At 59.1% G+C, this 22,205-nt stretch carries 25 protein-coding genes; 10 read left to right on the top strand and 15 right to left on the bottom strand.

Translation table 11 applies throughout. The annotated features are described in order from the left end of the window. The first annotated feature begins 77 nt into the window (after positions 1-77). On the top strand, positions 78-1,097 hold the full coding sequence (gene rlmF / locus ACNYC6_RS18995) for a 23S rRNA (adenine(1618)-N(6))-methyltransferase RlmF (protein ID WP_007909052.1): 1,020 nt from the start codon (positions 78-80) through the stop codon (positions 1,095-1,097). Between the two features lie 129 nt (positions 1,098-1,226). Here rlmF and ACNYC6_RS18990 read toward each other — a convergent pair whose 3' ends face one another. After that, positions 1,227-1,508, bottom strand: a complete 282-nt coding sequence (locus ACNYC6_RS18990) for an HU family DNA-binding protein (protein WP_003221909.1) — start codon at positions 1,506-1,508, stop codon at positions 1,227-1,229. Between the two features lie 407 nt (positions 1,509-1,915). Here ACNYC6_RS18990 and yejK point away from each other — a divergent pair, with 407 nt between their 5' ends. Then, positions 1,916-2,920 carry a nucleoid-associated protein YejK gene (gene yejK / locus ACNYC6_RS18985; RefSeq protein WP_419708680.1) on the top strand — a complete coding sequence of 335 codons (1,005 nt, stop codon included), beginning with the start codon at positions 1,916-1,918 and terminating at the stop codon, positions 2,918-2,920. After that, complete coding sequence (locus ACNYC6_RS18980; protein ID WP_419708679.1) at positions 2,920-3,270, top strand: glutaredoxin family protein; 351 nt, start codon at positions 2,920-2,922, stop codon at positions 3,268-3,270. Before yejK ends, ACNYC6_RS18980 begins: the two co-directional genes overlap by 1 nt. A gap of 108 nt (positions 3,271-3,378) precedes the next feature. Here ACNYC6_RS18980 and ACNYC6_RS18975 read toward each other — a convergent pair whose 3' ends face one another. The 5 genes from ACNYC6_RS18975 to ACNYC6_RS18955 all read right to left on the bottom strand — a co-directional run bounded on the left by ACNYC6_RS18975 (position 3,379) and on the right by ACNYC6_RS18955 (position 7,292). Then, entirely contained in the window at positions 3,379-4,314 is a 936-nt protein-coding gene (locus ACNYC6_RS18975) for a glutathione S-transferase family protein (protein ID WP_419708678.1), read from the bottom strand. Positions 4,315-4,402: 88 nt separating this feature from the next. After that, complete coding sequence (locus ACNYC6_RS18970; RefSeq protein ID WP_419708677.1) at positions 4,403-4,714, bottom strand: GIY-YIG nuclease family protein; 312 nt, start codon at positions 4,712-4,714, stop codon at positions 4,403-4,405. 40 nt (positions 4,715-4,754) lie between these two features. After that, a complete protein-coding gene (locus tag ACNYC6_RS18965) occupies positions 4,755-5,225 on the bottom strand; it encodes a nuclear transport factor 2 family protein (RefSeq protein WP_419708676.1) in 471 nt (156 codons plus the stop codon). Between the two features lie 110 nt (positions 5,226-5,335). Continuing rightward, positions 5,336-6,643: a CynX/NimT family MFS transporter gene (locus ACNYC6_RS18960; protein ID WP_419708675.1), complete on the bottom strand. Its 1,308-nt coding sequence runs from the start codon at positions 6,641-6,643 to the stop codon at positions 5,336-5,338. Next, complete coding sequence (locus ACNYC6_RS18955; RefSeq protein WP_419708674.1) at positions 6,633-7,292, bottom strand: FadR/GntR family transcriptional regulator; 660 nt, start codon at positions 7,290-7,292, stop codon at positions 6,633-6,635. Before ACNYC6_RS18955 ends, ACNYC6_RS18960 begins: the two co-directional genes overlap by 11 nt. A gap of 165 nt (positions 7,293-7,457) precedes the next feature. Here ACNYC6_RS18955 and ACNYC6_RS18950 point away from each other — a divergent pair, with 165 nt between their 5' ends. Next, positions 7,458-7,769, top strand: a complete 312-nt coding sequence (locus ACNYC6_RS18950) for a type II toxin-antitoxin system MqsR family toxin (RefSeq protein WP_419708673.1) — start codon at positions 7,458-7,460, stop codon at positions 7,767-7,769. After that, positions 7,766-8,254: a type II toxin-antitoxin system MqsA family antitoxin gene (locus ACNYC6_RS18945; RefSeq protein WP_419708672.1), complete on the top strand. Its 489-nt coding sequence runs from the start codon at positions 7,766-7,768 to the stop codon at positions 8,252-8,254. Before ACNYC6_RS18950 ends, ACNYC6_RS18945 begins: the two co-directional genes overlap by 4 nt. Before the next feature lie 64 nt (positions 8,255-8,318). Here the strand turns inward: ACNYC6_RS18945 and ACNYC6_RS18940 are convergent, their stop codons facing one another. The 4 genes from ACNYC6_RS18940 to ACNYC6_RS18925 all read right to left on the bottom strand — a co-directional run bounded on the left by ACNYC6_RS18940 (position 8,319) and on the right by ACNYC6_RS18925 (position 12,480). Continuing rightward, positions 8,319-9,083 carry an amino acid ABC transporter ATP-binding protein gene (locus ACNYC6_RS18940; protein ID WP_003178331.1) on the bottom strand — a complete coding sequence of 255 codons (765 nt, stop codon included), beginning with the start codon at positions 9,081-9,083 and terminating at the stop codon, positions 8,319-8,321. Between the two features lie 10 nt (positions 9,084-9,093). After that, a complete protein-coding gene (locus ACNYC6_RS18935) occupies positions 9,094-10,191 on the bottom strand; it encodes an amino acid ABC transporter permease (protein ID WP_419708671.1) in 1,098 nt (365 codons plus the stop codon). A 10-nt stretch (positions 10,192-10,201) separates the two neighbouring features. Then, on the bottom strand, positions 10,202-11,383 hold the full coding sequence (locus ACNYC6_RS18930; protein WP_419708670.1) for an amino acid ABC transporter permease: 1,182 nt from the start codon (positions 11,381-11,383) through the stop codon (positions 10,202-10,204). A 65-nt stretch (positions 11,384-11,448) separates the two neighbouring features. Further along, entirely contained in the window at positions 11,449-12,480 is a 1,032-nt protein-coding gene (locus ACNYC6_RS18925) for an amino acid ABC transporter substrate-binding protein (RefSeq protein WP_034148977.1), read from the bottom strand. A gap of 466 nt (positions 12,481-12,946) precedes the next feature. Between ACNYC6_RS18925 and ACNYC6_RS18920 the strand changes: the two genes are divergently transcribed. From ACNYC6_RS18920 to ACNYC6_RS18900, 5 genes are all read left to right on the top strand, one after another. Further along, positions 12,947-13,603: an alpha/beta hydrolase gene (locus tag ACNYC6_RS18920; RefSeq protein WP_419708669.1), complete on the top strand. Its 657-nt coding sequence runs from the start codon at positions 12,947-12,949 to the stop codon at positions 13,601-13,603. Between the two features lie 99 nt (positions 13,604-13,702). After that, a complete protein-coding gene (rhlB, locus tag ACNYC6_RS18915) occupies positions 13,703-15,178 on the top strand; it encodes an ATP-dependent RNA helicase RhlB (protein WP_419708668.1) in 1,476 nt (491 codons plus the stop codon). 138 nt (positions 15,179-15,316) lie between these two features. After that, the gene (locus ACNYC6_RS18910) at positions 15,317-16,261 is read left to right on the top strand and encodes an ornithine cyclodeaminase family protein (RefSeq protein WP_419708667.1); all 945 of its coding nucleotides are present in this window, start codon (positions 15,317-15,319) and stop codon (positions 16,259-16,261) included. Between the two features lie 20 nt (positions 16,262-16,281). Continuing rightward, positions 16,282-17,409 (top strand): NAD(P)/FAD-dependent oxidoreductase, encoded by a 1,128-nt coding sequence (locus ACNYC6_RS18905; RefSeq protein WP_419708666.1) that lies wholly within the window; start codon positions 16,282-16,284, stop codon positions 17,407-17,409. A 90-nt stretch (positions 17,410-17,499) separates the two neighbouring features. After that, positions 17,500-18,141: a helix-turn-helix transcriptional regulator gene (locus tag ACNYC6_RS18900; RefSeq protein ID WP_419708665.1), complete on the top strand. Its 642-nt coding sequence runs from the start codon at positions 17,500-17,502 to the stop codon at positions 18,139-18,141. Positions 18,142-18,232: 91 nt separating this feature from the next. On the opposite strand, the gene ACNYC6_RS18895 is transcribed toward ACNYC6_RS18900, so the two are convergent. The 5 genes from ACNYC6_RS18895 to ACNYC6_RS18875 form a co-directional block, all read right to left on the bottom strand. Further along, on the bottom strand, positions 18,233-19,009 hold the full coding sequence (locus ACNYC6_RS18895; RefSeq protein WP_419708664.1) for an ABC transporter substrate-binding protein: 777 nt from the start codon (positions 19,007-19,009) through the stop codon (positions 18,233-18,235). 295 nt (positions 19,010-19,304) lie between these two features. Further along, entirely contained in the window at positions 19,305-19,757 is a 453-nt protein-coding gene (gene moaE / locus ACNYC6_RS18890; RefSeq protein ID WP_419708663.1) for a molybdopterin synthase catalytic subunit MoaE, read from the bottom strand. Positions 19,758-19,760: 3 nt separating this feature from the next. Next, entirely contained in the window at positions 19,761-20,003 is a 243-nt protein-coding gene (gene moaD / locus ACNYC6_RS18885) for a molybdopterin converting factor subunit 1 (RefSeq protein ID WP_419708662.1), read from the bottom strand. After that, positions 20,000-20,473: a cyclic pyranopterin monophosphate synthase MoaC gene (moaC, locus tag ACNYC6_RS18880; RefSeq protein WP_338582868.1), complete on the bottom strand. Its 474-nt coding sequence runs from the start codon at positions 20,471-20,473 to the stop codon at positions 20,000-20,002. Before moaC ends, moaD begins: the two co-directional genes overlap by 4 nt. A 118-nt stretch (positions 20,474-20,591) precedes the next feature. Continuing rightward, on the bottom strand, positions 20,592-21,986 hold the full coding sequence (locus ACNYC6_RS18875) for a PhoH family protein (RefSeq protein WP_419708661.1): 1,395 nt from the start codon (positions 21,984-21,986) through the stop codon (positions 20,592-20,594). Positions 21,987-22,205: the final 219 nt, after the last annotated feature.

Genomic DNA, 22,205 nt, shown 5'->3' with positions numbered 1-22,205 from the left:
TTTCGGGATTGGGTTCGCAACGGCTGGATGTGGGACAATACCCGCCACTTTCAGCCATACCCGAATCGACCACGCCCATGAACGCCCCCCGCACACCCAAACCTGCGCGCAAGAAGCCTGACTCCGCGACCCCGGCCAAGACCGTCGAGCCGCGTGAAAAGGCCAGCCTGCACCCGCGCAATCGCCATCAGGGTCGTTACGACTTCCCGGCGTTGATCAAAACCACGCCGGAACTGGCGAAGTTTGTGATCACCAACCCGTACGGCAAGGAAAGCATCGACTTCGCCAGCCCCGATGCGGTGCGCGTGTTCAACCGGGCGCTGCTCAAGTCGTTTTATGGCATCCAGCATTGGGACATCCCGGCAGACTACCTCTGCCCGCCTGTGCCGGGCCGTGCCGATTACGTGCATTTCCTCGCCGACCTGCTGGCCAGCATGAACGACGGCAAAGTCCCGCGTGGCGCGATCGTCAACGTGCTGGACATCGGCATGGGCGCGAACTGCGTTTATCCGCTGATTGGTAATAGCGAATACCGCTGGCACTTCCTCGGCTCGGAAATCGACCCGACCGCCGTGGCCGCTGCCAAAGCCATCGTCCAGTCCAACGATCTGAGCAAGGTTATCCAGCTGCGCCAGCAGGAAAACCGCAAGCACATCCTGATTGGCTTGCTGGAGCCTGGCGAACGCTTTGACCTCACCATGTGTAACCCGCCGTTCCATGCTTCGATGGACGAAGCGACTAAAGGTAGCGAGCGCAAATGGCGCGCACTGGGCAAGGCCGATCCGAAACGCAAACTGCCAGTATTGAACTTCGGCGGTCAGTCGGCGGAGCTGTGGTGTGAAGGCGGCGAAGCACGCTTCGTGACGCAACTGATCGCCGAAAGCGCGAACTTCCAGCATAAGGTGCTGTGGTTCAGCACGCTGGTGTCGAAAGCCTCGAATCTGCCAGCCATCGAAACCGCACTGAAAAAAGCCGGTGTGCTGGAAAGCCAGGTGGTGGAGATGTCCCAGGGTCAGAAGCAGAGCCGTTTCGTCGCCTGGACCTTCCAGACCAAGTCTGAACAGCAGATCTGGCGCCGCGAGCGCTGGGTTCGCTAAGACACAGCAGATCCCCTGTGGGAGCGAGCAGGCTCGCTCCCACAATGGTTTCAGGGTGCATCGCCAAATCGCAGGCACAAAAAAACCGTGCCCGGATTGCTCCGGCGCACGGTTTTTTATCGCTGCGTCTTACTTGTTCACAGCGTCGGTCAGGCCTTTGGCCACAACCAGCTTGATCACTTTCTTTGCAGGGATTTCGATGGCAGCGCCAGTCGAAGGGTTACGGCCGGTACGGGCAGGACGCTCAGTCACTTTCAGTTTGCCGATACCTGGCAGAGTGATTTCGCCGCCGTTTTCCAGCTGATCAGCAACGATTTGGCCCAGTTGGTCCAGAGCGTTACGCGCGGTGGTTTTTGGCGCGTCGATAGCTTCAGCGATGTCGGCGATCAGTTGGTCTTTAGTAAGAGCCATGTAGTGTTCCTTCCCTATCAAATTCATATGGATTGCAGAGTGCAGTGTCAGCTATCGAGCCCGATCTTCTGGATCTGGCACCCTCGGCGATAACCGCGACGAGTCGAGTTATAGATACCGAAATCAGGGTTTGGTTCGACCTGACAATTGCTGACTGCACGCTTAACGCAGTGACTTCGCGCAAGACCGGGCAAAACTAGCACAGAGACGGGGAAATATCCGCCTCTAGCTACCCATTTGGTCAGCTTTATTGCTCTAAATCGGGAAAAAAACGCATAAGCGCCGCCGGTCGCCCGGGATTTGACCTTCGCCACGCGCCAAAACCAGTGGTTGCGGTACACTTGGCCCTTTTTCGGGGAGCTCGCCCTGCTCTCTCCAACCAGCCGCTCCCATCAGCCGAGAAGCCCATGCCGATCCGTCATTGCATCGTCCACCTGATCGACAAAAAACCCGACGGCACGCCCGCAGTTCTTCACGCTCGCGACTCTGAACTGGCCGAGTCCGCCGCCATCGAGAACATGCTTGCCGACCTCAACGAAAGCTACAACGCCAAGCAAGGCAAAGCCTGGGGGCTGTTCCATCCGGAGTCCGGTGCCTTTCCATTCAGTGGCTGGCTGAAGGAATACCTCGATGGCGGCCAGGACTTCACAGCCTTCAGCCGTGTGGCGGTGGAACACCTGCAAAAGCTGATGGAAGAATCCAACCTTTCGGTCGGCGGCCACGTGTTGTTCGCTCATTATCAACAAGGCATGACCGATTACCTGGCCATCGCCCTGCTGCACCACAGCGAAGGCGTGGCAGTGACCGACCAACTGGACGTCACTCCGTCCCGTCACCTGGACTTGGGCCAGTTGCACCTGGCGGCGCGCATCAACGTCTCCGAATGGCAGAACAACAAACAGTCCAAGCAGTACATTTCGTTCATCAAAGGCAAGAACGGCAAAAAGGTTTCGGAATACTTCCGCGACTTCATCGGCTGCCAGGAAGGCGTCGACGGCCCGGGTGAAACCCGCACCTTGCTCAAGGCTTTCAGCGACTTCGTCGAAAGCGAAGACCTGCCGGAAGACGACGCCCGCGAGAAGACCAAGACTCTGGTCGACTATGCCAGCAGCCAGGCCAAACTCGGCGAGCCCATGGGCCTGGAAGAACTGTCCGGATTGATCGACGAAGAACGCCCGAAAGCCTTCTACGACCACATCCGCAACAAGGATTACGGCCTGTCGCCGGAGATTCCCGCCGATAAGCGCACCCTGAACCAGTTCCGCCGTTTCACCGGCCGCGCCGAAGGCCTGTCGATCAGCTTCGAAGCGCACCTGCTGGGTTCGAAGATCGAGTACGACGAAGAAGCCGGCACGCTGATCATCAAAGGTCTGCCGACCTCGCTCACCGACCAGCTCAAGCGACGCAACTGATGCTCGCCAGCGTGCTGAAAAAATTCCTGCTGATCCTGCTGGTGGTTGTGGCGTATCAGAATTGGGGCAAGATCGAGCGGGTGTTCAACCCCTCGCAAGTGGTGTCCGAGCAGACTCAGGCCAAAGCCAAGGTCGTGCTCTACGCCACCGAATGGTGTGGCTACTGCAAACTGACCCGGCGCTTTCTCGACCAGAAGGGAATTCCGTACAAGGAATTCGATATCGAGAAGGATGCCGTGGCGCGCAAGGACTATGAAGCCTTGGGCGGTGGCGGCATTCCAATCATCGATGTGAACGGAACGCTGATTCGCGGGTATGACCCGGATGCGATTCTGGCGGCGCTGAAATAACTGTAGGAGCAAGCTTGCTCGCGAAAAACCAAGGGTGCCACTGGACCCCTGGTTTTACGCGTTATCGTTCACGACATTCGCGAGCAAGCTCGCTCCTGCAAGGGATTGTCAGCACGCTTCGATACGGAAACCAAACCGCGGAAAGTGCACATGCACCACGCCGCCACGCTCGTCCTCACGACGCACGATCAACTCTTCGCGACCGGCAAACAACAACTCACCCCTCACCGGATCAACGCCATAGTCTGTGGCCGCGATCAGCACCTGCTGACCCGCCTCAAACCCGTTCGGGTCGAAGAACTGCTCATCCGGCAATGCCGCTGGCGTGGCATTACGCGCAATTTCCAGCGCTTCCTCGGACGTCATCTCGCTGGAGGCGCCATGACCAAAGCCCAGCACCCGCGCGTGCCACTCACTGACCGCCGGGTATGCATCGACCAGTGGCGCAGTGACCGGCGTCGCCTTGAGGAACCACAGGGAATGCGCCAGGGCGAAGTCGGCAATCGACGGCTCGCCGAACAGGAAGTCCCCCGGCTCGCGCTGCAATTGCAGCTCCAGGCGCGACATGATGGTGGGCCATTGATGTTTGGCCTGTTCGGCGGACAGCTTTGTCGCACTGCCACCGCTGAACAATCCAGCGCGGTCGGCGAGAAACGCCTTGATCGCTTCCGGCGGCAAATTACCGAAACGCACGGCGACTGATTCCGGCTGAAACACCAGGCTGACCGCATGCTGGAACACCACCGAATCGGCCCACGTGGCGAACGAAGCGGCGATCATTTCCTGCCCCTCCGGGAAGAACGCCGGCAGGGCTTTTTCCTGCTCCAGTCGACGGGCGATCAACGCTGTATCGCAATAAATATCCGCGCCGATCTGCAACACCGGCGTCTTGCGGTAGCCACCGGTCAGCGCAGTGAGATCAGGTTTTGGCATCACTGGGGAAATCTTCACCGAGCGCCAGGACAGTCCCTTGAAACCCAGCAGCAAGCGGGCTTTTTCGGCAAAAGGGGACGTCGGGTAATGATGAAGAATCAACTCGGACATGCTCGGCTCCGCCGTAAAGATCAGGAGTCCGCAGCTTAGCGCGCAATCACCTGACAGCCTACAGATCTGCCTGATGGGAACCGATCAGTCAGATTGATAAGCCGGCAGCGGCGCTCGCCACCAGGCATTCCTTGGCGCTTTTCCTGAGTTTTTTGATCAGCCGTTCTTGTCGCAACGCGTCGCTTTTGTCGCGACAGGCTTCGGTGTAGACCAGCGCCATGGCCGGGCTGGAAAGAAAGAAGCGTGCGCCCTTGCCGCTCTGGTGCTTGGCGAAGCGACGCACGGGATCGTCACTGATCCCGCAATAGAGCGAACCATTGGCTGCACGCACGAGGTAGACGAACCAGGGTTTGCTCGCGGGCGCTTCGACGTCGGCAGGGTTTTCGCTGAGGGAGGTCACGTGTCGATCAGGACTTGAAAGGAAACAAGCCGCGATCTTATCAGCGACTGGCTTGAAATGCCTTCAGCCCCTTCAGGGCTTGAGCGCGAACGGCGTTGCGCACCAACGGTGTCCAGCCCAGCAGCAAGCCCTTGAAACCCAGGGCCTGACGCGACCAGGTCCACATATTGAAGCTGTCGTGATGCTCGCAGATCTTGCCGTCGCGCAAGACGAAACGTGCCTGGATGTCGTTGACCACAATATTGCCGGTCTGGCTGAACAGATAGGTCGCGACCCAATGGGCGCCGCCAGTGCGTTCATCGGCACGGACGTTGTCGAAGGTCAGGGAGAAATCCTTGGCCCGGGTGGTGAGCATGCGCCACATATCGCCGGCCTCACGACCGCGAAGCTCGCCGAACGCCGGATCGCTGAACACCACATCATCGGTGTAGCAGGCCGCCATCGCTTCGGCATCGAGGCGCTGGAAGGCTTGGTAAAAACGGGTGATCAAGGCGCTGTGGGCTTCACTCATGGGCAGACTCCCTGTTGTGCAAAATGGTGTCGAAAGATTGCCTGCACGATAGTCTGCAAACGGGAGAAACACTATCGGCATTCGCGGACCGAATACCGATAGTGTCGGGATCAGACTTTCTCGCTTTCCACCTGAACGTACAGCGCACGCCCGGCGCCGAGCCCGGCAATGATCGCGCCGCTGCCGATGACCGCGAAAATCCAGCCAATGGCCGACCAGCCGCCGGTCCAGTCATGCACGATGCCCACCGCGAACGGCCCCATGGACGCCAGGGTGTAACCGAAGCCCTGGGCCATGCTCGACAGGTTCGCCGCCACGTGGGAATCGCGCGAGCGCAACACGATCAGGGTCAACGCCAGGCTGAACGTGGCGCCCTGCCCCAGACCGAGCACAATCGCCCAACCCCACAAGCCTTCAATCGGCGCATACAGGCAGCCGAACAAGCCGCCGAGCGTCAGGGCCATTACGATCACGATCGCCAGACGCTGATCCTTGCCGCGAGTCGCCAGCCACGGCGCAGCCAGGGAGCTGACCAGTTGAACGATCACTGAACCCGACAGCACCAGCCCGGCTTGAGTCGGGGTCAGGCCACGGCCGATCAGGATCGACGGCAACCAGCCGAATACGATGTAAGCCAGGGACGATTGCAGGCCCATGTACAAGGTCACTTGCCAGGCCAACGGGTCGCGCAGCAAACCGCGAACGCGATAGGCGACGTTGTGCGCGCCGTGTTTCTGCCCGACCTGCGGCAACCAGAACAGCGCGGCAGCCAATGCTGGAATCACCCAGAAACCCAGGCCCAAGGCCCAACTCTTGTCGAAGTGTTCACTGAGCGGCACGGTCGCCCCCGCCGCCATCGCCGCGCCCAGGCACAGGGCCATGGTGTACACGCCGGTCATGGTGCCGGCCTGTTTCGGGAAGTCGCGCTTGACGATGCCTGGTAGCAACACTCCGATCACGCCGATGCTGGCACCGGCCAACACACTGCCGGCGAACAAGCCGATTTCGCCGAACGAGCTGCGCAGAATGATCCCGCCTGCGAGTGTCAGCAGAATGCCCAGCACCACGCGCTCGGCGCCGAAACGTCGCGCCAGCAGCGGCGCCAAGGGCGCAAATAAGCCGAGGCAAAGCACCGGCAGTGTTGTCAGCAAACCGGCCTGGGAGGCCGACAGACCGAGGGACTTCGACACTTCGCTGAGCATCGGCGCCATGCTCGACAGCGCCGGGCGCAGGTTCAGCGCCACCAGCACCAGGCCCAGCAGCAACAGCCATGGCCGACGCAAGACCGGATGGGTTTGCTGGACCTGTTCGTCATCGGCCTCAGCGTCGATCAGCAGCTCTTCGAGCTCCGCCGCGCGCTTGGTTTCTGCGATCTTGCCTGGGTTGTTGGGCATGGTGCTCTCGGTTTCAAGGTTCATTGATCAACTGCCTCGACAGGGCTTTGGCCCGTTCCGGGTCCCGTTGCTCGACGGCATCGAGCAGTTCGATGTGCAGGTCGAACACTTCCTGACGTCGGGGAGTGATGTTCAGGCAGTGGCGCAATTGCGCACCAACCACGCTGGAGAAATAGCGATACAACTCGCTGAGCGTCGGGTTGTGCGCGGCGTCCACCAGGCGGCGATGGAACACCAGATCGCAAGCGATGTAGGTATCCAAATCACCGTGATAGTGGCTGCCGCTGATGCCCAGCGCTTCGCGCAGTGCCAAAAGTTCTCCATCAGTACGGCGCAACGCGGCCAGGCCGATGGCCTCGACTTCAAGGATGTGTCGGGTCTCCCGGGCCTGTTCCAGCGAACAACTGGACAGCGCCTTCAACGTGTCCAGTGGATCAACCACTGCCCGCAGATAACTGCCGTCACCCTGGCGGATCTCGATCAACCCCGAAAACGCCAATACGCGCATGGCTTCACGCACGGTGTTGCGGCTGATGCCCAGTTCGGCTGACAACTCAGGCTCGGTAGGCAGGCGCTGGCCGACAGCCCATACGCCTTGGGTGATGCGCAGACGCAACTGGTCCAAGGCCTGATCGACCAGGGATCGTTTAACTAATGGAGAAATTTCAGACATAAGACTCGCCCTTTCATCCAATCATAGGATGAATTTTCTGACATGTTAGTCAGCTCCGTGTAGGACGGCAACCGCCTAGGGTCATTAAGCAGAAACAGGAACAGGGTTTTCGACTGGCAAAAATTACCCTTTAAGGGTAGTTTTAAGAGAAGGTTAATTAATTCTATGGAAAAGCACACACCCCATTACGACTTGGCGGTGATCAAGGAAGAAGTGCGCAGACTCGCCAGCGATGCATTTTCAATGACCGCTCGAGAGGGCGGCCGAAGAATGGGGCTGAGTCTGCCGCAGATGTTACGAATCGTTTATTTGCTTGAATACCGGATGCTGCATAAATCGATGACAACCCATGCCGATCATCGAATATGGCAAGACGTCTATCACACCACATTTCAGGATCGGGAGATTTACATCAAAGTGACTTATCGCCCGGGCGGTAGGCATCCAGTGATCTCCTTCAAGGAGAAGAACCAATGAAAACACAGCAATGCGTCAGCTGCGGCACTCTCGACGGAATGCGGCACTTTGATGGACGCAGTTTCACTGTTGACTACAAACAGGTAGCACGACAGGTACACGACATGGCAGGTTGGGAATGCCAGGTCTGTGGCGAGATCGAATTCGATCATGACACCGACAGCGCCGAGCGTTACTCCAATGCGAGTGATCGCCTGCTTGAAGACTACTTCCAGGTCATTGCCTGCGAGATGAAACGCATCCGCCGCAAACTGCACCTCACGCAGAAGGAAGCAGTGAAGCAACTCTCCGGCGGTGGGCACAATGCCTTTTCACGCTATGAACGCGCCGAGCTAGCCCCGCCACAACCCCTGCTCACCTTGATGCGCCTGCTGGATCGTCACCCTCACCTGCTCACCGAAGTACAAGCGATGAACGAAGGCACTGAATTGCGGCAGTTACTGGCAGAGCGCTTCCCTGAGCAGGAAGCGGCACAGATGTCCTGAACCAAACCCCAGGCAAAAATAAACCCGGAACTGAGTCCGGGTTCATTTCACTGCCAAGTGCCAATCAATGCAAAATCTGGCTCAAGAACAGCTTGGTCCGATCATTCTGCGGATTGTCGAAGAAGTCGTTCGGCGCAGCCTGTTCGACGATTTCGCCCTTGTCCATGAAGATCACGCGGTTGGCCACGGTGCGGGCGAAGCCCATTTCGTGGGTCACGCAGAGCATGGTCATGCCGTCTTCGGCCAGGCCGATCATGGTATCGAGAACTTCCTTCACCATCTCTGGGTCGAGCGCCGAAGTCGGTTCGTCGAACAGCATGATTTTCGGTTTCATGCACAGCGCACGGGCGATCGCCACACGCTGTTGCTGACCGCCGGACAGTTGCCCCGGATACTTATGTGCCTGCTCCGGAATGCGTACGCGTTCCAGGTAGTGCATGGCGATTTCCTCGGCCTTGCGCTTGGGCATCTTGCGTACCCACATTGGCGCCAGGGTGCAGTTCTGCAAAATGGTCAGGTGAGGGAACAGGTTGAAGTGCTGGAACACCATGCCGACTTCACGGCGGATCGCTTCGATCTGCTTGAGGTCGTTGGTCAGCTCCACGCCGTCGACCACGATGCGGCCTTGCTGGTGTTCTTCCAGACGATTGAGGCAGCGGATGGTGGTGGACTTGCCGGAACCCGACGGTCCGCACAGGACGATACGCTCGCCTTGCTTGACGTTGAGGTTGATGTCCTTCAGTACGTGAAACTGGCCGTACCACTTGTTCACGCCCTGCATCTGAATAATGCCTTCAGGGCTCACAGGCTGTTTGATTGCTTCGCTCATAAAAGAACTCCTAACGCTTGTGGCCAGTGTCGAGCTTACGTTCCAAATGCATGGAGTAGCGCGACATACCAAAACAGAAAATCCAGAACACCAGGGCTGCGAACACATAGCCTTCAGTGGCCATGCCCAGCCATTTCGGGTCGGCGGCGGCTTGCTTGACGCTGTTGAGCAGGTCGAACAGGCCGATGATGATCACCAGACTCGTGTCCTTGAACAGCGCAATGAAGGTGTTGACGATGCCGGGGATCACCAGCTTCAGGGCTTGCGGCAGAATCACCAGGCCCATGCTGCGCCAGTAACCCAGGCCCATCGCCGCGGCCGCTTCGTACTGACCTTTAGGGATCGCTTGCAGACCGCCGCGCACCACCTCGGCCACGTAGGCCGACTGGAACAGGATCACGCCGATCAACGCCCGCAGCAGCTTGTCGAAGTTCATGCCTTCAGGCAGGAACAACGGCAGCATCACCGAGGACATGAACAGCACCGTGATCAACGGCACGCCGCGCCAGAATTCGATGAAGGTCACGCAAACCACACGAATGGCCGGCATGTTCGAACGACGGCCCAGCGCCAGGACAATCCCCAACGGCAACGCACCGGCGATACCGACAGTGGCGATCACCAGAGTCAGCATCAGGCCGCCCCACTGGCTGGTGGCCACGGCAGGCAGGCCGAATACGCCGCCGTGCAATAGGCACCAGGCAATGATCGGGTACAGCACCAGGAAGCCCAGGCCGTACACCGCTTTACGCGGGAAGCGTGAGATGAACAACGGTGCCACGCCAATGACCGCCAACCACACGGTCAGGTCCACGCGCCAGCGCATGTCGACCGGGTAGTAGCCGTACATGAACTGACCGAAGCGCTGTTGGATGAAGACCCAGCAGGCGCCGTCCTTGGTGCAGTCGGCGCGGGTGGTGCCGACCCAGTTGGCGTCGATGATCGCCCACTGCAGGATCGGTGGAACCACCAGGTAAATCAGGTAGAACGCGAACAGGGTCAGCAGGGTGTTGAGCCAGCTGGAGAACATGTTCGCGCGCATCCACGCCACCACACCGATGCTGCTGCTCGGTGGTGGCATGTCAGGTTTGAAGGTATGAGTACTCATGCGCTTTTCCTTACCGCTCGATCAGCGCAATGCGCTTGTTGTACCAGTTCATCAGCAGGGAAATGCTGATACTGATCGCCAGGTACACGCTCATGGTGATGGCAATCACCTCGATCGCCTGCCCGGTCTGGTTCAGCACCGTACCGGCAAACAACGACACCATTTCCGGATAACCGATACCGGCCGCCAGCGAGGAGTTTTTTGCCAGGTTCAGGTATTGGCTGGTCAGCGGCGGGATGATCACGCGCAGGGCTTGCGGGATGATGACCTTGCGCAGGGTCGGACCGTTGCGCAAGCCGAGCGAGTGCGCCGCTTCGGTCTGGCCGTGGCTGACGGACTTGATGCCCGAACGCACGATCTCGGCGATGAACGCCGCGGTGTACACCGTCAGTGCCAGGGTCAAGGCCAGCAGCTCAGGAATCAGCACCCAGCCACCGACAAAGTTGAAGCCTTGCAGCTTGGGCATTTCCCAATGCACCGGCGAACCGAAGATCAGGGCGCACAGGGCGGGGATCACCAGGAACAGCGCCAGGCCGACCCAGAATTTGTGAAACGGCACGCCGGTCGCTTCGAAGCGCTTGTTGGCCCAGCGGCTCATCAGCACGATGGCGACAATGGCCACCACGACGCTAACCACAAACGGCCAGAAACCGTCGGACATCTGCGCGGCCGGCATGTTCAGGCCACGGCTGCTGACGAAGAAGGTGTCACCGAAGTTGTGGCTGTTACGCGGCCCCGGCATGGTCAGGAACACCGCGAAGTACCAGAACAGGATCTGCAGCAGCGGCGGAATGTTGCGGAAGACTTCCACATACACCGTCGCCACTTTGGCGATGATCCAGTTCTTCGACAGCCGTGCCACACCGACGATGAAACCGAGGATCGTCGCCAGGATCACGCCGATGAAGGTCACGAGCAGGGTGTTGAGCAGACCGATGACAAACACCCGGGCATAGCTGTCCGCTTCGGTGTAGTCGATCAGGTGTTGAGCGATGCCGAAACCGGCACTGCGCTCCAGAAAGTCGAAACCGGAGGTAATGCCCCGGTGCTGAAGGTTGGTTTGCGTGTTGTCGAACAGAAACCAGCCTAACGAGACCACCCCGATAATCGTGATGATCTGGAATACCCACGCACGCACTCGTGGATCGCTGAGGCTGAGCCTCTGCTTTGGTGCGCCGATTGAATTTTGCATGAAGTGCCCCGCAAATAATGGAACAGAACATCACCCGGTGGTTGGCCCACCGGGTGATAGAACCATCAGCGCACTGGTGGTGCGTATTGGATGCCGCCTGCGTTCCACAAGGCGTTCAGCCCGCGGTCGATTTCCAGCGGAGTGTTCTTGCCGAGGTTTTTCTCGAACACTTCACCGTAGTTGCCGACTTGCTTGACGATCTGTACGACCCAGTCTTTCTTCACTTTCAGGTCTTTGCCGTATTCACCGTCGGTACCCAGCAGACGGGCAACGTCCGGGTTCTTGGTGCCCTTGGCTTCAGCTTCGACGTTCTTCGAAGTGATGCCGGCTTCTTCAGCGTTGAGCATGGCGTAGCCAGTCCAGCGCACGATGGCCAGCCACTCGTCGTCGCCATTACGTACGACCGGGCCCAGCGGTTCTTTGGAGATGGTTTCCGGCAGAACCACGTAGTCCTTCGGCGAAGCCAGCTTGCTGCGCTGGGCGAACAGTTGGGACTTGTCGGAGGTCAGCACGTCGCAACGACCGGATTCCAGCGACTTGGCGCTTTCGTCGGAGGTGTCGAAGGTGATCGGGGTGTATTTCAGACCGTTGCCGCGGAAGTAGTCGGAAACGTTCAGTTCGGTGGTGGTACCGGCCTGGATGCAGATGGTCGCGCCATCCAGCTCTTTAGCGCTTTTCACGCCCAGCTTGTTGTTTACCAGGAAGCCGATGCCGTCGTAGTAAGTGATGAAGCCCGGGAATTTCAGGCCCATGCCCGCGTCACGGGAGCTGGTCATGGTGGTGTTGCGCGACAGAATGTCGATTTCGCCGGACTGCAGCGCGGTGAAGCGCTCTTTGGCGTTCAACTGGCTGAACTTGACCTTGGTCGCGTCGCCGAACACGGCAGCGGCCACAGCGCGGCAGTAGTCAGCATCGATACCAACGATCTTGCCGGTGGAGTCTGGAACCGAGAAACCAGGCAGGCCATCGCTGACGCCGCACTGTACGAAACCTTTCTTCTGCACTGCATCCAGGGTCGCGCCCGCCTGAGCGAACCCACTGACGCCGAGTACTGCGGCTGCAGTCACGACTGCCAGGGTGGATTTCAACATCTTCATTCAAACCTCCAGTTTTGCTCTTGTTGTGTCGGAGCGTGAGTCCAGTCGCACCCTTTTGAGGCGTTGTTGACCCGTGTTGGCTTTTTTGAGGGTCAACCGACGTAGGACCGTAGCCATGAGTCTAGTAGGAGAAAATCCACATAATGGACAACTCACTTCTCACCAATCGGCCGAACGGGCTGTAGCCCTTTCACGTTCGCGAAGCCCGTAGCGGCCGCTGGCGAACATCCATTACCGGATTTTGTAATCCCACCACCAACCTTGGCCTGATAGTGTTACCGACAGACGTGGGATTATTCGTACACACATCGCCATAGCAAAGCCCGTACCACACCGACCGCTTAAGCGGTTAAGCGACAGGTCAATAGCAAAAGTTGTAGCCTTGCGACATCTTCGTAACTGATCAACCAGACGCGCACTGAGACTCCGCACTCAATCAGAGCGCACGCACAAAATTGGAGCAGACATGACCGAGCCCTTGATTCTTCAGCCCGTAAAAACCGCAGACGCCTGCGTGATCTGGCTGCACGGCCTGGGCGCCGACCGCTACGACTTCCTGCCGGTAGCCGAAGCCCTGCAGGAAACCTTGCTGAGCACCCGATTCGTTCTACCCCAGGCACCGACCCGCGCCGTCACCATCAACGGCGGCTACGAGATGCCGAGCTGGTACGACATATTGGCCATGAGCCCGGCGCGTGCGATCAATCGCGAGCAATTGGAAACGTCGGCGGACCGGGTCATTGAATTGATCGAAACGCAGCGAGCCAGCGGAATAGACGCCTCGCGAATTTTCCTCGCAGGCTTTTCCCAAGGTGGCGCGGTGGTGTTTCACACCGCGTTCCTGAAATGGCAGGGACCACTCGGTGGCGTACTTGCCCTTTCTACTTATGCGCCGACGTTCAGTGATGAGCTGCAATTGTCCGCCAGCCAGCAGCGCATTCCGGTGCTTTCACTGCACGGTCAGTACGATGACGTGGTGCAAAACTCGATGGGCCGCAGTGCCTACGAGTATTTGAAGCAGCATGGTGTCACCGTGACATGGCAGGAATACCCAATGGGCCACGAAGTGTTACCCGAGGAGATACGCGACATCGGCGTCTGGCTCGCCGAGCGCTTGCGCTAAGCCTTTTGTGCTTAAAAACGCCCTTTGATCTGTCCCACTACGCCGCGCCCGATTCTTGCATTACACTGCCCGGCGTACATTCCTTAGCCAATTGATGAGATGACCGTGCTCAAAGCACTCAAGAAAATGTTCGGTAAAAGCGAGACTGAGCAACTCGCGCCAGTCCCCAGCGCTCCGTCTCACACCCCCAGCCACCGCACCGACGGTAATCAGTCTGGCCGGACCGCCCCCGTAGCGGCACCGAAACACGAGCCGGCCATCCCGCCAGTGGCGCAAACCGTTGCCGAACAACCGCGCAACGAAACGCCCAAGCCAGCCAGGCCACGCCGGGAACCGAAGCCAAAAGCCCCGGTCATCCCGTGGAAACTCGAAGACTTCGTCGTTGAACCCCAGGAAGGCAAGACCCGCTTCCACGATTTCAAACTCGCCCCCGAACTGATGCACGCCATCCAGGACCTGGGCTTCCCGTATTGCACGCCGATTCAGGCGCAGGTACTGGGTTTCACCCTCGCCGGCAAAGACGCCATCGGCCGCGCCCAGACCGGTACGGGTAAAACCGCTGCGTTCCTGATCTCGATCATCACCCAGTTGCTGCAAACCCCGCCGCCGAAAGAGCGCTACATGGGTGAGCCGCGGGCACTGATCATCGCGCCAACCCGCGAACTGGTGGTGCAGATCGCCAAGGACGCAGCCGACCTGACCAAGTACACCGGCCTCAACGTCATGACGTTCGTGGGCGGCATGGACTTCGACAAGCAGCTCAAGCACCTTGAAGCCCGTCACTGCGACATCCTCGTGGCCACGCCCGGCCGCCTGCTGGACTTCAACCAGCGCGGCGACGTGCACCTGGACATGGTGGAAGTGATGGTGCTCGACGAAGCCGACCGCATGCTCGACATGGGTTTCATCCCTCAAGTGCGCCAGATCATTCGCCAGACGCCACCGAAGTCCGAGCGCCAGACACTGCTGTTCTCCGCGACCTTCACCGAAGACGTGATGAACCTGGCCAAGCAATGGACCACCGATCCTGCGATCGTCGAAATCGAAGTCACCAACGTGGCCAGCGAAAACGTCGAACAGCACATTTACGCCGTGGCCGGTGCCGACAAATACAAACTGCTCTACAACCTGGTCAACGACAACGGTTGGGAGCGGGTGATCGTGTTCGCCAACCGCAAGGATGAAGTGCGACGCATCGAGGAACGCCTGGTGCGCGACGGCATCAACGCCGCGCAACTGTCCGGCGACGTGCCGCAGCACAAACGCATCAAGACGCTGGAAGGCTTCCGCGAAGGCAAGATCCGCGTACTGGTCGCCACTGATGTTGCCGGTCGCGGTATCCACATCGACGGCATCAGCCACGTGATCAACTTCACCCTGCCGGAAGTGCCGGACGACTACGTGCATCGCATCGGTCGTACCGGTCGCGCCGGTGCTGATGGCGTGTCCATCAGCTTTGCCGGTGAAGATGACTCCTACCAGCTTCCGTCCATCGAGGCGCTGCTGGGCAAGAAAATCAGCTGTGAAACACCACCGACGCATCTGTTGCGGGCAGTTGAGCGCAAACGTCCGTAACGGACGAAGTGCAGAAAGAGGCGCAGCCGGCAACGGACTGCGCTTTTTTTTCGTCTGGTTTTTTCAACAGGAGCTTGCTCGAGACAACTAAAAGTCCATAATGGACAAATTAGTTTACATCCATCCCCGGAGCCGACCATGCCCAGTACGCCTCATGTGATCAATCAAGCCCAGGCTCGCGAGTTGCTGGCGCAAGTCGATGTGCCGCAGATCCTGCGCAAAATGTTCCGTGACCTGGCGACCGGGCAAGCCGTGCAACCGGCACAGCAACGGGTGGAATTTGCGCACGGCGCCGGCGACTTCATCAACTACCTGGGCGTGTTGGCCGAAGACGGCGTCTACGGGATCAAGACTTCGCCGTACATCGTCCGCGAGCAAGGCCCGCTGGTGACGGCGTGGACGCTGCTGATGTCGGCACAGACCGGCCAGCCGCTGCTGCTCTGCGACGCCGGCGAACTGACCACCGCCCGCACCGCCGCGACTACCGCTGTAGCAGTCGACGCACTCGCGCCTCTGCAAGCGACTCGCCTGGCCATCATCGGCAGCGGCAAGGTGGCCCAGGCGCATCTGCACTACGTTAAGCACCTGCGCGACTGGCAGAGCATCAGCCTGTACGCGCCGAACCTGAGCGATGATGTTGAAACCGCGAGCCTGCTGAAAAACATCGAGCCGCGCCTGAATATCGTCGACAGTCGCGAAGCCGCCGTTCAGGACGCCGACGTGATCATGCTCTGCACCTCGTCTGCCGGCCCAGTGATCGATCCTTCGAGCCTGAACAAACCGGCGCTGATCACCTCCATCAGCACCAACGCCCCACGCGCCCACGAAGTGCCGCCGCAGAGCCTCAACGACATGCAGGTGTTCTGTGACTATCGCCTGACCACCCCGGGCTCGGCCGGTGAAATGCTGATTGCCGGCGAACAACATGGTTGGGACAAGAACGCGATCGTCGGCGACCTGCCCGACCTGATTAGCGGGAAGGTCCAGCGTCCCGGTTACGACCGTCATGTGTTCTTCCGCTCGATTGGTTTGGGCCTGGAAGACATCGCGCTGGCGAATGCCCTTTACCAACTGCAGTCTTAACACCACAACAGGAGACGTTCATGAGCCAGGCAGATTTCATCATCATCGGCGGCGGGATTGCCGGCGCTTCCACCGGTTTCTGGCTGTCGCAGCATGCTCGCGTGGTGGTGCTCGAACGTGAATCCCATCCGGCCTATCACTCCACCGGGCGTTCGGCGGCACTGTTCACCGCTGCCTATGGCACACCGCAGGTTCGCGCGCTGACCCAGGCCAGTCGCGATTTTTTCGACGCTCCGCCCAGCGGCTTCTGCGAACACCCCCTGCTGACGCCGCGTGGCGAAATGACCGTGGATTTCACCGGTGATCCGGCCGAACTGAACAATCAATACCTGAGCGCCAAAGCCACGGTGCCGGAGATGCAGTTGCTCAGCGCCGAAGAGGCCTGTGTACGCCTGCCGATCCTGCGCCGGGAAAAAGTCCACGGCGCTATCTACGATCCGACCGCCAGTGACATCGACACCGATGCCTTGCATCAGGGTTACCTGCGCGGCATCCGCCGTAACAAAGGCGAAGTGCACACCGACACCGAAGTGTTGAGCCTAAGCCGTGATGCTGACGGCACCTGGCAGGTGCAAACCAACAGCCAGACCTTCAGCGCGCCAATCATCATCAACGCCGCCGGCGCCTGGGCCGACAAGATCGGTGAACTGGCCGGTGCCCGTCCGCTGGGCCTGCAACCGAAACGCCGCGCCGCGTTCATCTTCGCCGGTCCGGAGGGCCTGGACATCCACCATTGGCCAATGCTGGTCAGCCTCGACGAATCGTTCTACATGAAACCCGATGCCGGGATGTTCCTCGGCTCGCCGGCCAACGCCGACCCGGTGGAACCTCACGACGTGCAGCCCGAAGAGCTGGACATCGCCATGGGCATCTACCAGATCGAAGAAGCCACGACCCTGACCATTCGCCGTCCGACCCGCACCTGGGCCGGTCTGCGCAGTTTTGTCAGCGACGGCGACTTGCTCTCGGGTTTCGATCCACAGGTGCCGGGGCTGTTCTGGGTCGCGGCACAGGGCGGTTATGGCATCCAGACCTCACCGGCCATGGGTCAGGCCAGCGCCGCGCTGGTGCGTGGTGAATCCCTGCCAGAGCCGCTGACTCGCTTCGGCCTGAGCGCCGAAATGCTCTCCCCTGCCCGCCTGGGTTGATTGTCCCTCAGGTGACGCGCCGACACGATTACGGCACACTTTCAGAGTCCCGTATTGCGGGGCGCTGAAGTTGCCCGGAGCCCCACCCTTATGAACGCCCCAGAAAAAGAGCCGGCCTTGAACGACACGTCCCTGGATAACTTCCGGGCGATCGCCGATGCCATCGCCACGTTGTTCTTTCCCCATGCCGAAGTGGTGCTGCACGACTTGCGCACGCAAAAGGTCGACTACATCGCCAACAACCTGTCGAAACGGGACATCGGCGACGACTCGGCCCTGGAAGACATGCTCAGCGACGATGTCAGCGAGCGCAACATCGGGCCGTACGAAAAGCTCAACTGGGATGGTCAGAAGATTCGCAGCCTCAGCACGGTGCTGCGCGACAGCGAAGGTCATCCGCTGGCGGTGCTGTGCATCAATCTGAATATTTCGCTGTTCGAGAATGCCAAAGCGGCACTGGACCTGTTCCTGTCGCCGACCAAACTGATCCCGCAACCGGACTCACTGTTTCGCGATGACTGGCAGGAGCGGATCAACACCTTCCTCCACGCCTGGTTGCGCGAGCGTCAGCTGAGCCTGAACCTGCTGACCCGCGATCACAAACGCGAACTGGTGCTGGCCCTGCACGCCGAGGGCGCGTTCAAGGGCAAGAGCGCGTCGAACTATGTGGCCAATGTGCTGAACATGGGACGGGCGACTGTGTACAAGCATTTGAAGGAATTGAAAGGCTGAAGAGCTTCAGGGACTGATCTGGCTCCCACATGGATTTGTGGTGTACACAAAACCTGTAGGAGCCAGCCAGCCTGCTGGCGATGGCGGTAGATCAATCGCCGTAAATGTCAGACTTGAAGTACTTATCCGAAATCTTCTGGTATTCGCCATTCGCCCGAATACCATCGATAGCCGTATTCAACTGGCTCACCAACTCGGCATTACCCTTGCGCACCGCAATCCCCGCCCCCTCGCCCACGTATTTCGGATCCTTCAGCTCCGGCCCGACAAACGCGTAACCCTTGCCGCGCGGCATCGACAGGAAGTCATTGAGCGGAATGGTGTCGGCAAAAATCGCATCGAGACGACCGGCCGCCAAATCCATGTAGATCTCTTCGTTGTTGCTGTAGCGCTTGACGTTGATGCCATTGGGTTCAAACACCTCGGTGGCATAACGGTCGGTGGTGGTCGCGCGCTGCACGCCGATGGTCTTGCCCTTGAGGCTGGCGTACTGGTCATCCACCACCGCGCCGTCCTTCATCACCAGACGCGAGGACGTGAAGTAGTACTTGTGGGTGAAATCCACCGACTTCTTGCGGTCTTCGTTGATGGTCATGGACGACAGCGCCATGTCGATTTTCTTCACTTTCAGGGAAGGAATCAGACCATCGAACTCACCTTCAACCCACACACACTTGACCTGCATCTGCGCGCACAAGGCATTGCCGATGTCGTAGTCGAAACCGACGATTTCGCCTTTGTCGGTTTTCGAGGCAAAGGGTGGATAAGCCGCTTCGATACCGATGCGCAGGGTTTTCTCGGCGGCAAACACAGAGCTGCACGCCAACAGGCTCAAGGCCAGACCGGTGATGAGGGGGAATTTCTTCATGTTCGTTCTCTCGCGGGTTGTTGTTGGTTTGGCAAGACAGAAGAAAGAGCAGAAACAGGGAAAGCCTTTTTTGTACTTATAATTCCATACTGGACTTTTATGTATTATCCGTCAATCAGGCAAATGCAGCCTGTGCCGGCCGGTGGTCGGGAGGGGAATCAGCAGGATTTTTTCGTGTTGCGAATGACGCCATCGCGAGCAGGCTCGTTCCCACAATGGTCCTGCGAACACAGATCCAGTGTGAGAGCGAGCCTGCTCGCGATGAGGCCCGAATAGTAATAAAGAAGCTCTAAGCTTACTGCTTCCAGCGATCCGCCGCCGCATGATCACTGTCACGCCCTTCAACCCAACGCGGTCCGTCACTGGTGTTTTCTTTCTTCCAGAACGGTGCGCGGGTTTTCAGGTAATCCATGACAAAGGCGCAGGCATCGAACGCTGCCTGACGATGGGCGCTGGCGGCGCCGACAAAGACGATCGGCTCGCCCGGTTCCAGTGCGCCGATACGATGCAACACTTCCAGCTTGAGCAACGGCCAGCGCTGCTCCGCCTCGACTGAGATTTTGCCGAGGGCTTTTTCGGTCATGCCCGGATAATGTTCGAGGAACATACCGGCAACATCGAGACCGTCATTGAAATCGCGCACGTAGCCGACAAAACTCACCACCGCGCCGACGCCGACATTGGCGTCGTGCATCGCGTTGACTTCAGCGCCGGGGTCGAACGCTGTGGATTGCACACGAATGGCCATGACTCAGCCCCCGGTCACGGTTGGAAAAAACGCCACTTCGTCGCCGTCGCTGACCGGCTCATCGAGCTGGCAGAGGTCTTCATTACGCGCGCACATCAGGTTTTGTTCGCTCAGCACCTCGGCGCCGTCACGCTGGGCCACCAGCGCCCGCACGTCGTCAACGGTGGCGAAGTGTCCTTCGACCTTTATCGAGTCCACACCCAGCGCCTCGCGATAACGCGCGAAAAACTTCACGGTAACGTTCATGGCTGATCCGCCTGGAAATGCCCGCTCTTGCCGCCAACCTTTTCCAGCAATCGCACGCTTTCGATGGTCATGCCGCGGTCCACGGCCTTGCACATGTCATAGATGGTCAACGCAGCGACGCTGGCGGCGGTCAGGGCTTCCATTTCGACACCGGTCTGCCCGGACAGCTTGCAGCGTGCCTCGATGCGCACGGTGTCGTCACCTTCGGCACTGAGTTCGACTTTCACACCCGTCAGCATCAACGGATGGCACAGCGGAATCAGATCACTGGTTTTCTTCGCCGCCTGAATGCCGGCAATACGCGCCACAGCGAACACATCCCCTTTGGGGTGACCACCGCTGACGATCATCTGCAGGGTTTCGGGGAGCATGCGCACCAGCGCTTGGGCCGTCGCCTCACGGAACGTCACGGCTTTTTCGGTGACGTCGACCATGTTGGCGCGACCTTGGGAATCGAGATGAGTCAGCACGGGATTACTCCTGATCAGGAGCGTCGATTGTAAACCTGCAGGTCAATTTTTCGCACGCCTGATTGTCGGGCATAAAAAAACCGGGCGGCTTTGAGGCCGCCCGGTTCTTGTGTGAGGTTTACAGGTGCGATTCGGCGTATTCGGCCAGGATCGAGCGTGGTACCCCTTGCAGGGTGATGTGCACCCCGTTCGGGAAGTCCTTGAAGCGTTCAGTGAGGTAGGTCAGCCCGGAGCTGGTCGCGGACAGGTAAGGGGTATCGATCTGCGCCAGGTTGCCCAGGCACACCACTTTGGAACCGGCGCCGGCACGGGTGATGATGGTTTTCATCTGGTGCGGCGTGAGGTTCTGGCATTCGTCGATCAGGATCAGGCTCTGCTGGAAGCTGCGGCCCCGGATGTAGTTGAGGGATTTGAACTGCAACGGCACTTTGCTGAGGATGTAGTCGACGCTGCCATGGGTGCTTTCGTCATCCATGTGCAAGGCTTCGAGGTTGTCGGTGATGGCGCCCAGCCACGGCTCCATTTTTTCCGCTTCGGTGCCGGGCAGGAAACCGATTTCCTGGTCCAGGCCCTGCACGCTGCGGGTGGCGATGATCCGGCGGTAGCGCTTGCTGACCATGGTCTGCTCGATCGCAGCGGCCAGGGCCAGAATGGTTTTACCGGAGCCGGCCGCGCCGGACAGGTTGACCAGATGGATATCCGGATCGAGCAAAGCATACAGCGCCAGGCTCTGATAGATGTCACGCGGTTTCAGGCCCCAGGCTTCCTGGTGCAGCAGCGGTTCCTGGTGCAGATCGAGGATCAGCAGTTTGTCTTCCTCGATCTCCTTGATCCAGCCGACAAAGCCCTGCTCGTCGATAATGAACTCGTTGATGTGCACCGCCGGCAGGTTGTCGATCAACTGCACCTGATGCCAGGTGCGGCCGTGGTCCTGACGGGTTTCGACCTTGCTCACACGGTCCCAGAAGGAGCCGGTCATGTTGTGGTAGCCGTTGGGCAGCAACGATACGTCGTCGACCAATTGGTCGGTGCTGTAGTCCTCGGCCGCAATCCCGCAGGCGCGGGCCTTGAGGCGCATGTTGATGTCTTTGGTCACCAGCACCACGGGCTTCTTCGGATCGCGTGCGTGCAGGTCGATCAGCTGATTGATGATTTTGTTGTCGTTCAGGTGCTCGGGCAGAATCAGGTTCGGCTCGGCATTCTTGCTCATCAGAATTGACAGCAAGCCTTTCGGTCCGCTCTTGCCACGCTGGATCGGCACACCCTGCTCGACGTCCTCGGGTGAGGCATCGCCCAGGGTCTTGTCGATCAGGCGAATGGCCTGGCGGCATTCGGCAGCAACGCTGTGGTGCCCGCTCTTGAGCTTATCCAGCTCTTCAAGCACGGTCATCGGGATGGCGACGTGGTGTTCTTCGAAGTTGAGCAGCGCGTTTGGATCGTGAATCAATACGTTGGTATCGAGTACATAAAGGATTGGCTGGTTGGAAGAAGAGCTACGTCCGTGATCATCCATACTCGGTCACCTTTGTGGGAGCCATTCGACGCAATACCTTGGCGGTGCTGCGCCTCGAAGTGACTGCCGAATTCACCTGCGGGGACTCAAGTGACTGCATACAGAGCTGGGGTCTTGGGAGACGCCACCTGTGTTGCAGGTTTCGGCGGTCTGTCTTCGTAATACTCCAAAACACATGACAGAAAAAAGTACTTTGACGTTTTTTTGAAGTTTATTTTT

This window comes from Pseudomonas sp. NFX224 (assembly GCF_048565165.1).
Taxonomy (GTDB): Bacteria; Pseudomonadota; Gammaproteobacteria; order Pseudomonadales; family Pseudomonadaceae; genus Aquipseudomonas.
This window is presented reverse-complemented; position numbering and strand designations above follow the sequence as displayed.

Bases quoted from the DNA above. Each gene is read 5' to 3' on its own strand.
- rlmF (WP_007909052.1), top strand. From the start codon at position 78: ATGAACGCCCCCCGCACACCCAAACCTGCGCGCAAGAAGCCTGACTCC.
- ACNYC6_RS18990 (WP_003221909.1), bottom strand. From the start codon at position 1,508: ATGGCTCTTACTAAAGACCAACTGATCGCCGACATCGCTGAAGCTATC.
- yejK (WP_419708680.1), top strand. From the start codon at position 1,916: ATGCCGATCCGTCATTGCATCGTCCACCTGATCGACAAAAAACCCGAC.
- ACNYC6_RS18980 (WP_419708679.1), top strand. From the start codon at position 2,920: ATGCTCGCCAGCGTGCTGAAAAAATTCCTGCTGATCCTGCTGGTGGTT.
- ACNYC6_RS18975 (WP_419708678.1), bottom strand. From the start codon at position 4,314: ATGTCCGAGTTGATTCTTCATCATTACCCGACGTCCCCTTTTGCCGAA.
- ACNYC6_RS18965 (WP_419708676.1), bottom strand. From the start codon at position 5,225: ATGAGTGAAGCCCACAGCGCCTTGATCACCCGTTTTTACCAAGCCTTC.
- ACNYC6_RS18960 (WP_419708675.1), bottom strand. From the start codon at position 6,643: ATGAACCTTGAAACCGAGAGCACCATGCCCAACAACCCAGGCAAGATC.
- ACNYC6_RS18955 (WP_419708674.1), bottom strand. From the start codon at position 7,292: ATGTCTGAAATTTCTCCATTAGTTAAACGATCCCTGGTCGATCAGGCC.
- ACNYC6_RS18950 (WP_419708673.1), top strand. From the start codon at position 7,458: ATGGAAAAGCACACACCCCATTACGACTTGGCGGTGATCAAGGAAGAA.
- ACNYC6_RS18945 (WP_419708672.1), top strand. From the start codon at position 7,766: ATGAAAACACAGCAATGCGTCAGCTGCGGCACTCTCGACGGAATGCGG.
- ACNYC6_RS18940 (WP_003178331.1), bottom strand. From the start codon at position 9,083: ATGAGCGAAGCAATCAAACAGCCTGTGAGCCCTGAAGGCATTATTCAG.
- ACNYC6_RS18935 (WP_419708671.1), bottom strand. From the start codon at position 10,191: ATGAGTACTCATACCTTCAAACCTGACATGCCACCACCGAGCAGCAGC.
- ACNYC6_RS18930 (WP_419708670.1), bottom strand. From the start codon at position 11,383: ATGCAAAATTCAATCGGCGCACCAAAGCAGAGGCTCAGCCTCAGCGAT.
- ACNYC6_RS18925 (WP_034148977.1), bottom strand. From the start codon at position 12,480: ATGAAGATGTTGAAATCCACCCTGGCAGTCGTGACTGCAGCCGCAGTA.
- ACNYC6_RS18920 (WP_419708669.1), top strand. From the start codon at position 12,947: ATGACCGAGCCCTTGATTCTTCAGCCCGTAAAAACCGCAGACGCCTGC.
- rhlB (WP_419708668.1), top strand. From the start codon at position 13,703: ATGACCGTGCTCAAAGCACTCAAGAAAATGTTCGGTAAAAGCGAGACT.
- ACNYC6_RS18910 (WP_419708667.1), top strand. From the start codon at position 15,317: ATGCCCAGTACGCCTCATGTGATCAATCAAGCCCAGGCTCGCGAGTTG.
- ACNYC6_RS18905 (WP_419708666.1), top strand. From the start codon at position 16,282: ATGAGCCAGGCAGATTTCATCATCATCGGCGGCGGGATTGCCGGCGCT.
- ACNYC6_RS18900 (WP_419708665.1), top strand. From the start codon at position 17,500: ATGAACGCCCCAGAAAAAGAGCCGGCCTTGAACGACACGTCCCTGGAT.
- ACNYC6_RS18895 (WP_419708664.1), bottom strand. From the start codon at position 19,009: ATGAAGAAATTCCCCCTCATCACCGGTCTGGCCTTGAGCCTGTTGGCG.
- moaE (WP_419708663.1), bottom strand. From the start codon at position 19,757: ATGGCCATTCGTGTGCAATCCACAGCGTTCGACCCCGGCGCTGAAGTC.
- moaD (WP_419708662.1), bottom strand. From the start codon at position 20,003: ATGAACGTTACCGTGAAGTTTTTCGCGCGTTATCGCGAGGCGCTGGGT.
- ACNYC6_RS18875 (WP_419708661.1), bottom strand. From the start codon at position 21,986: ATGGATGATCACGGACGTAGCTCTTCTTCCAACCAGCCAATCCTTTAT.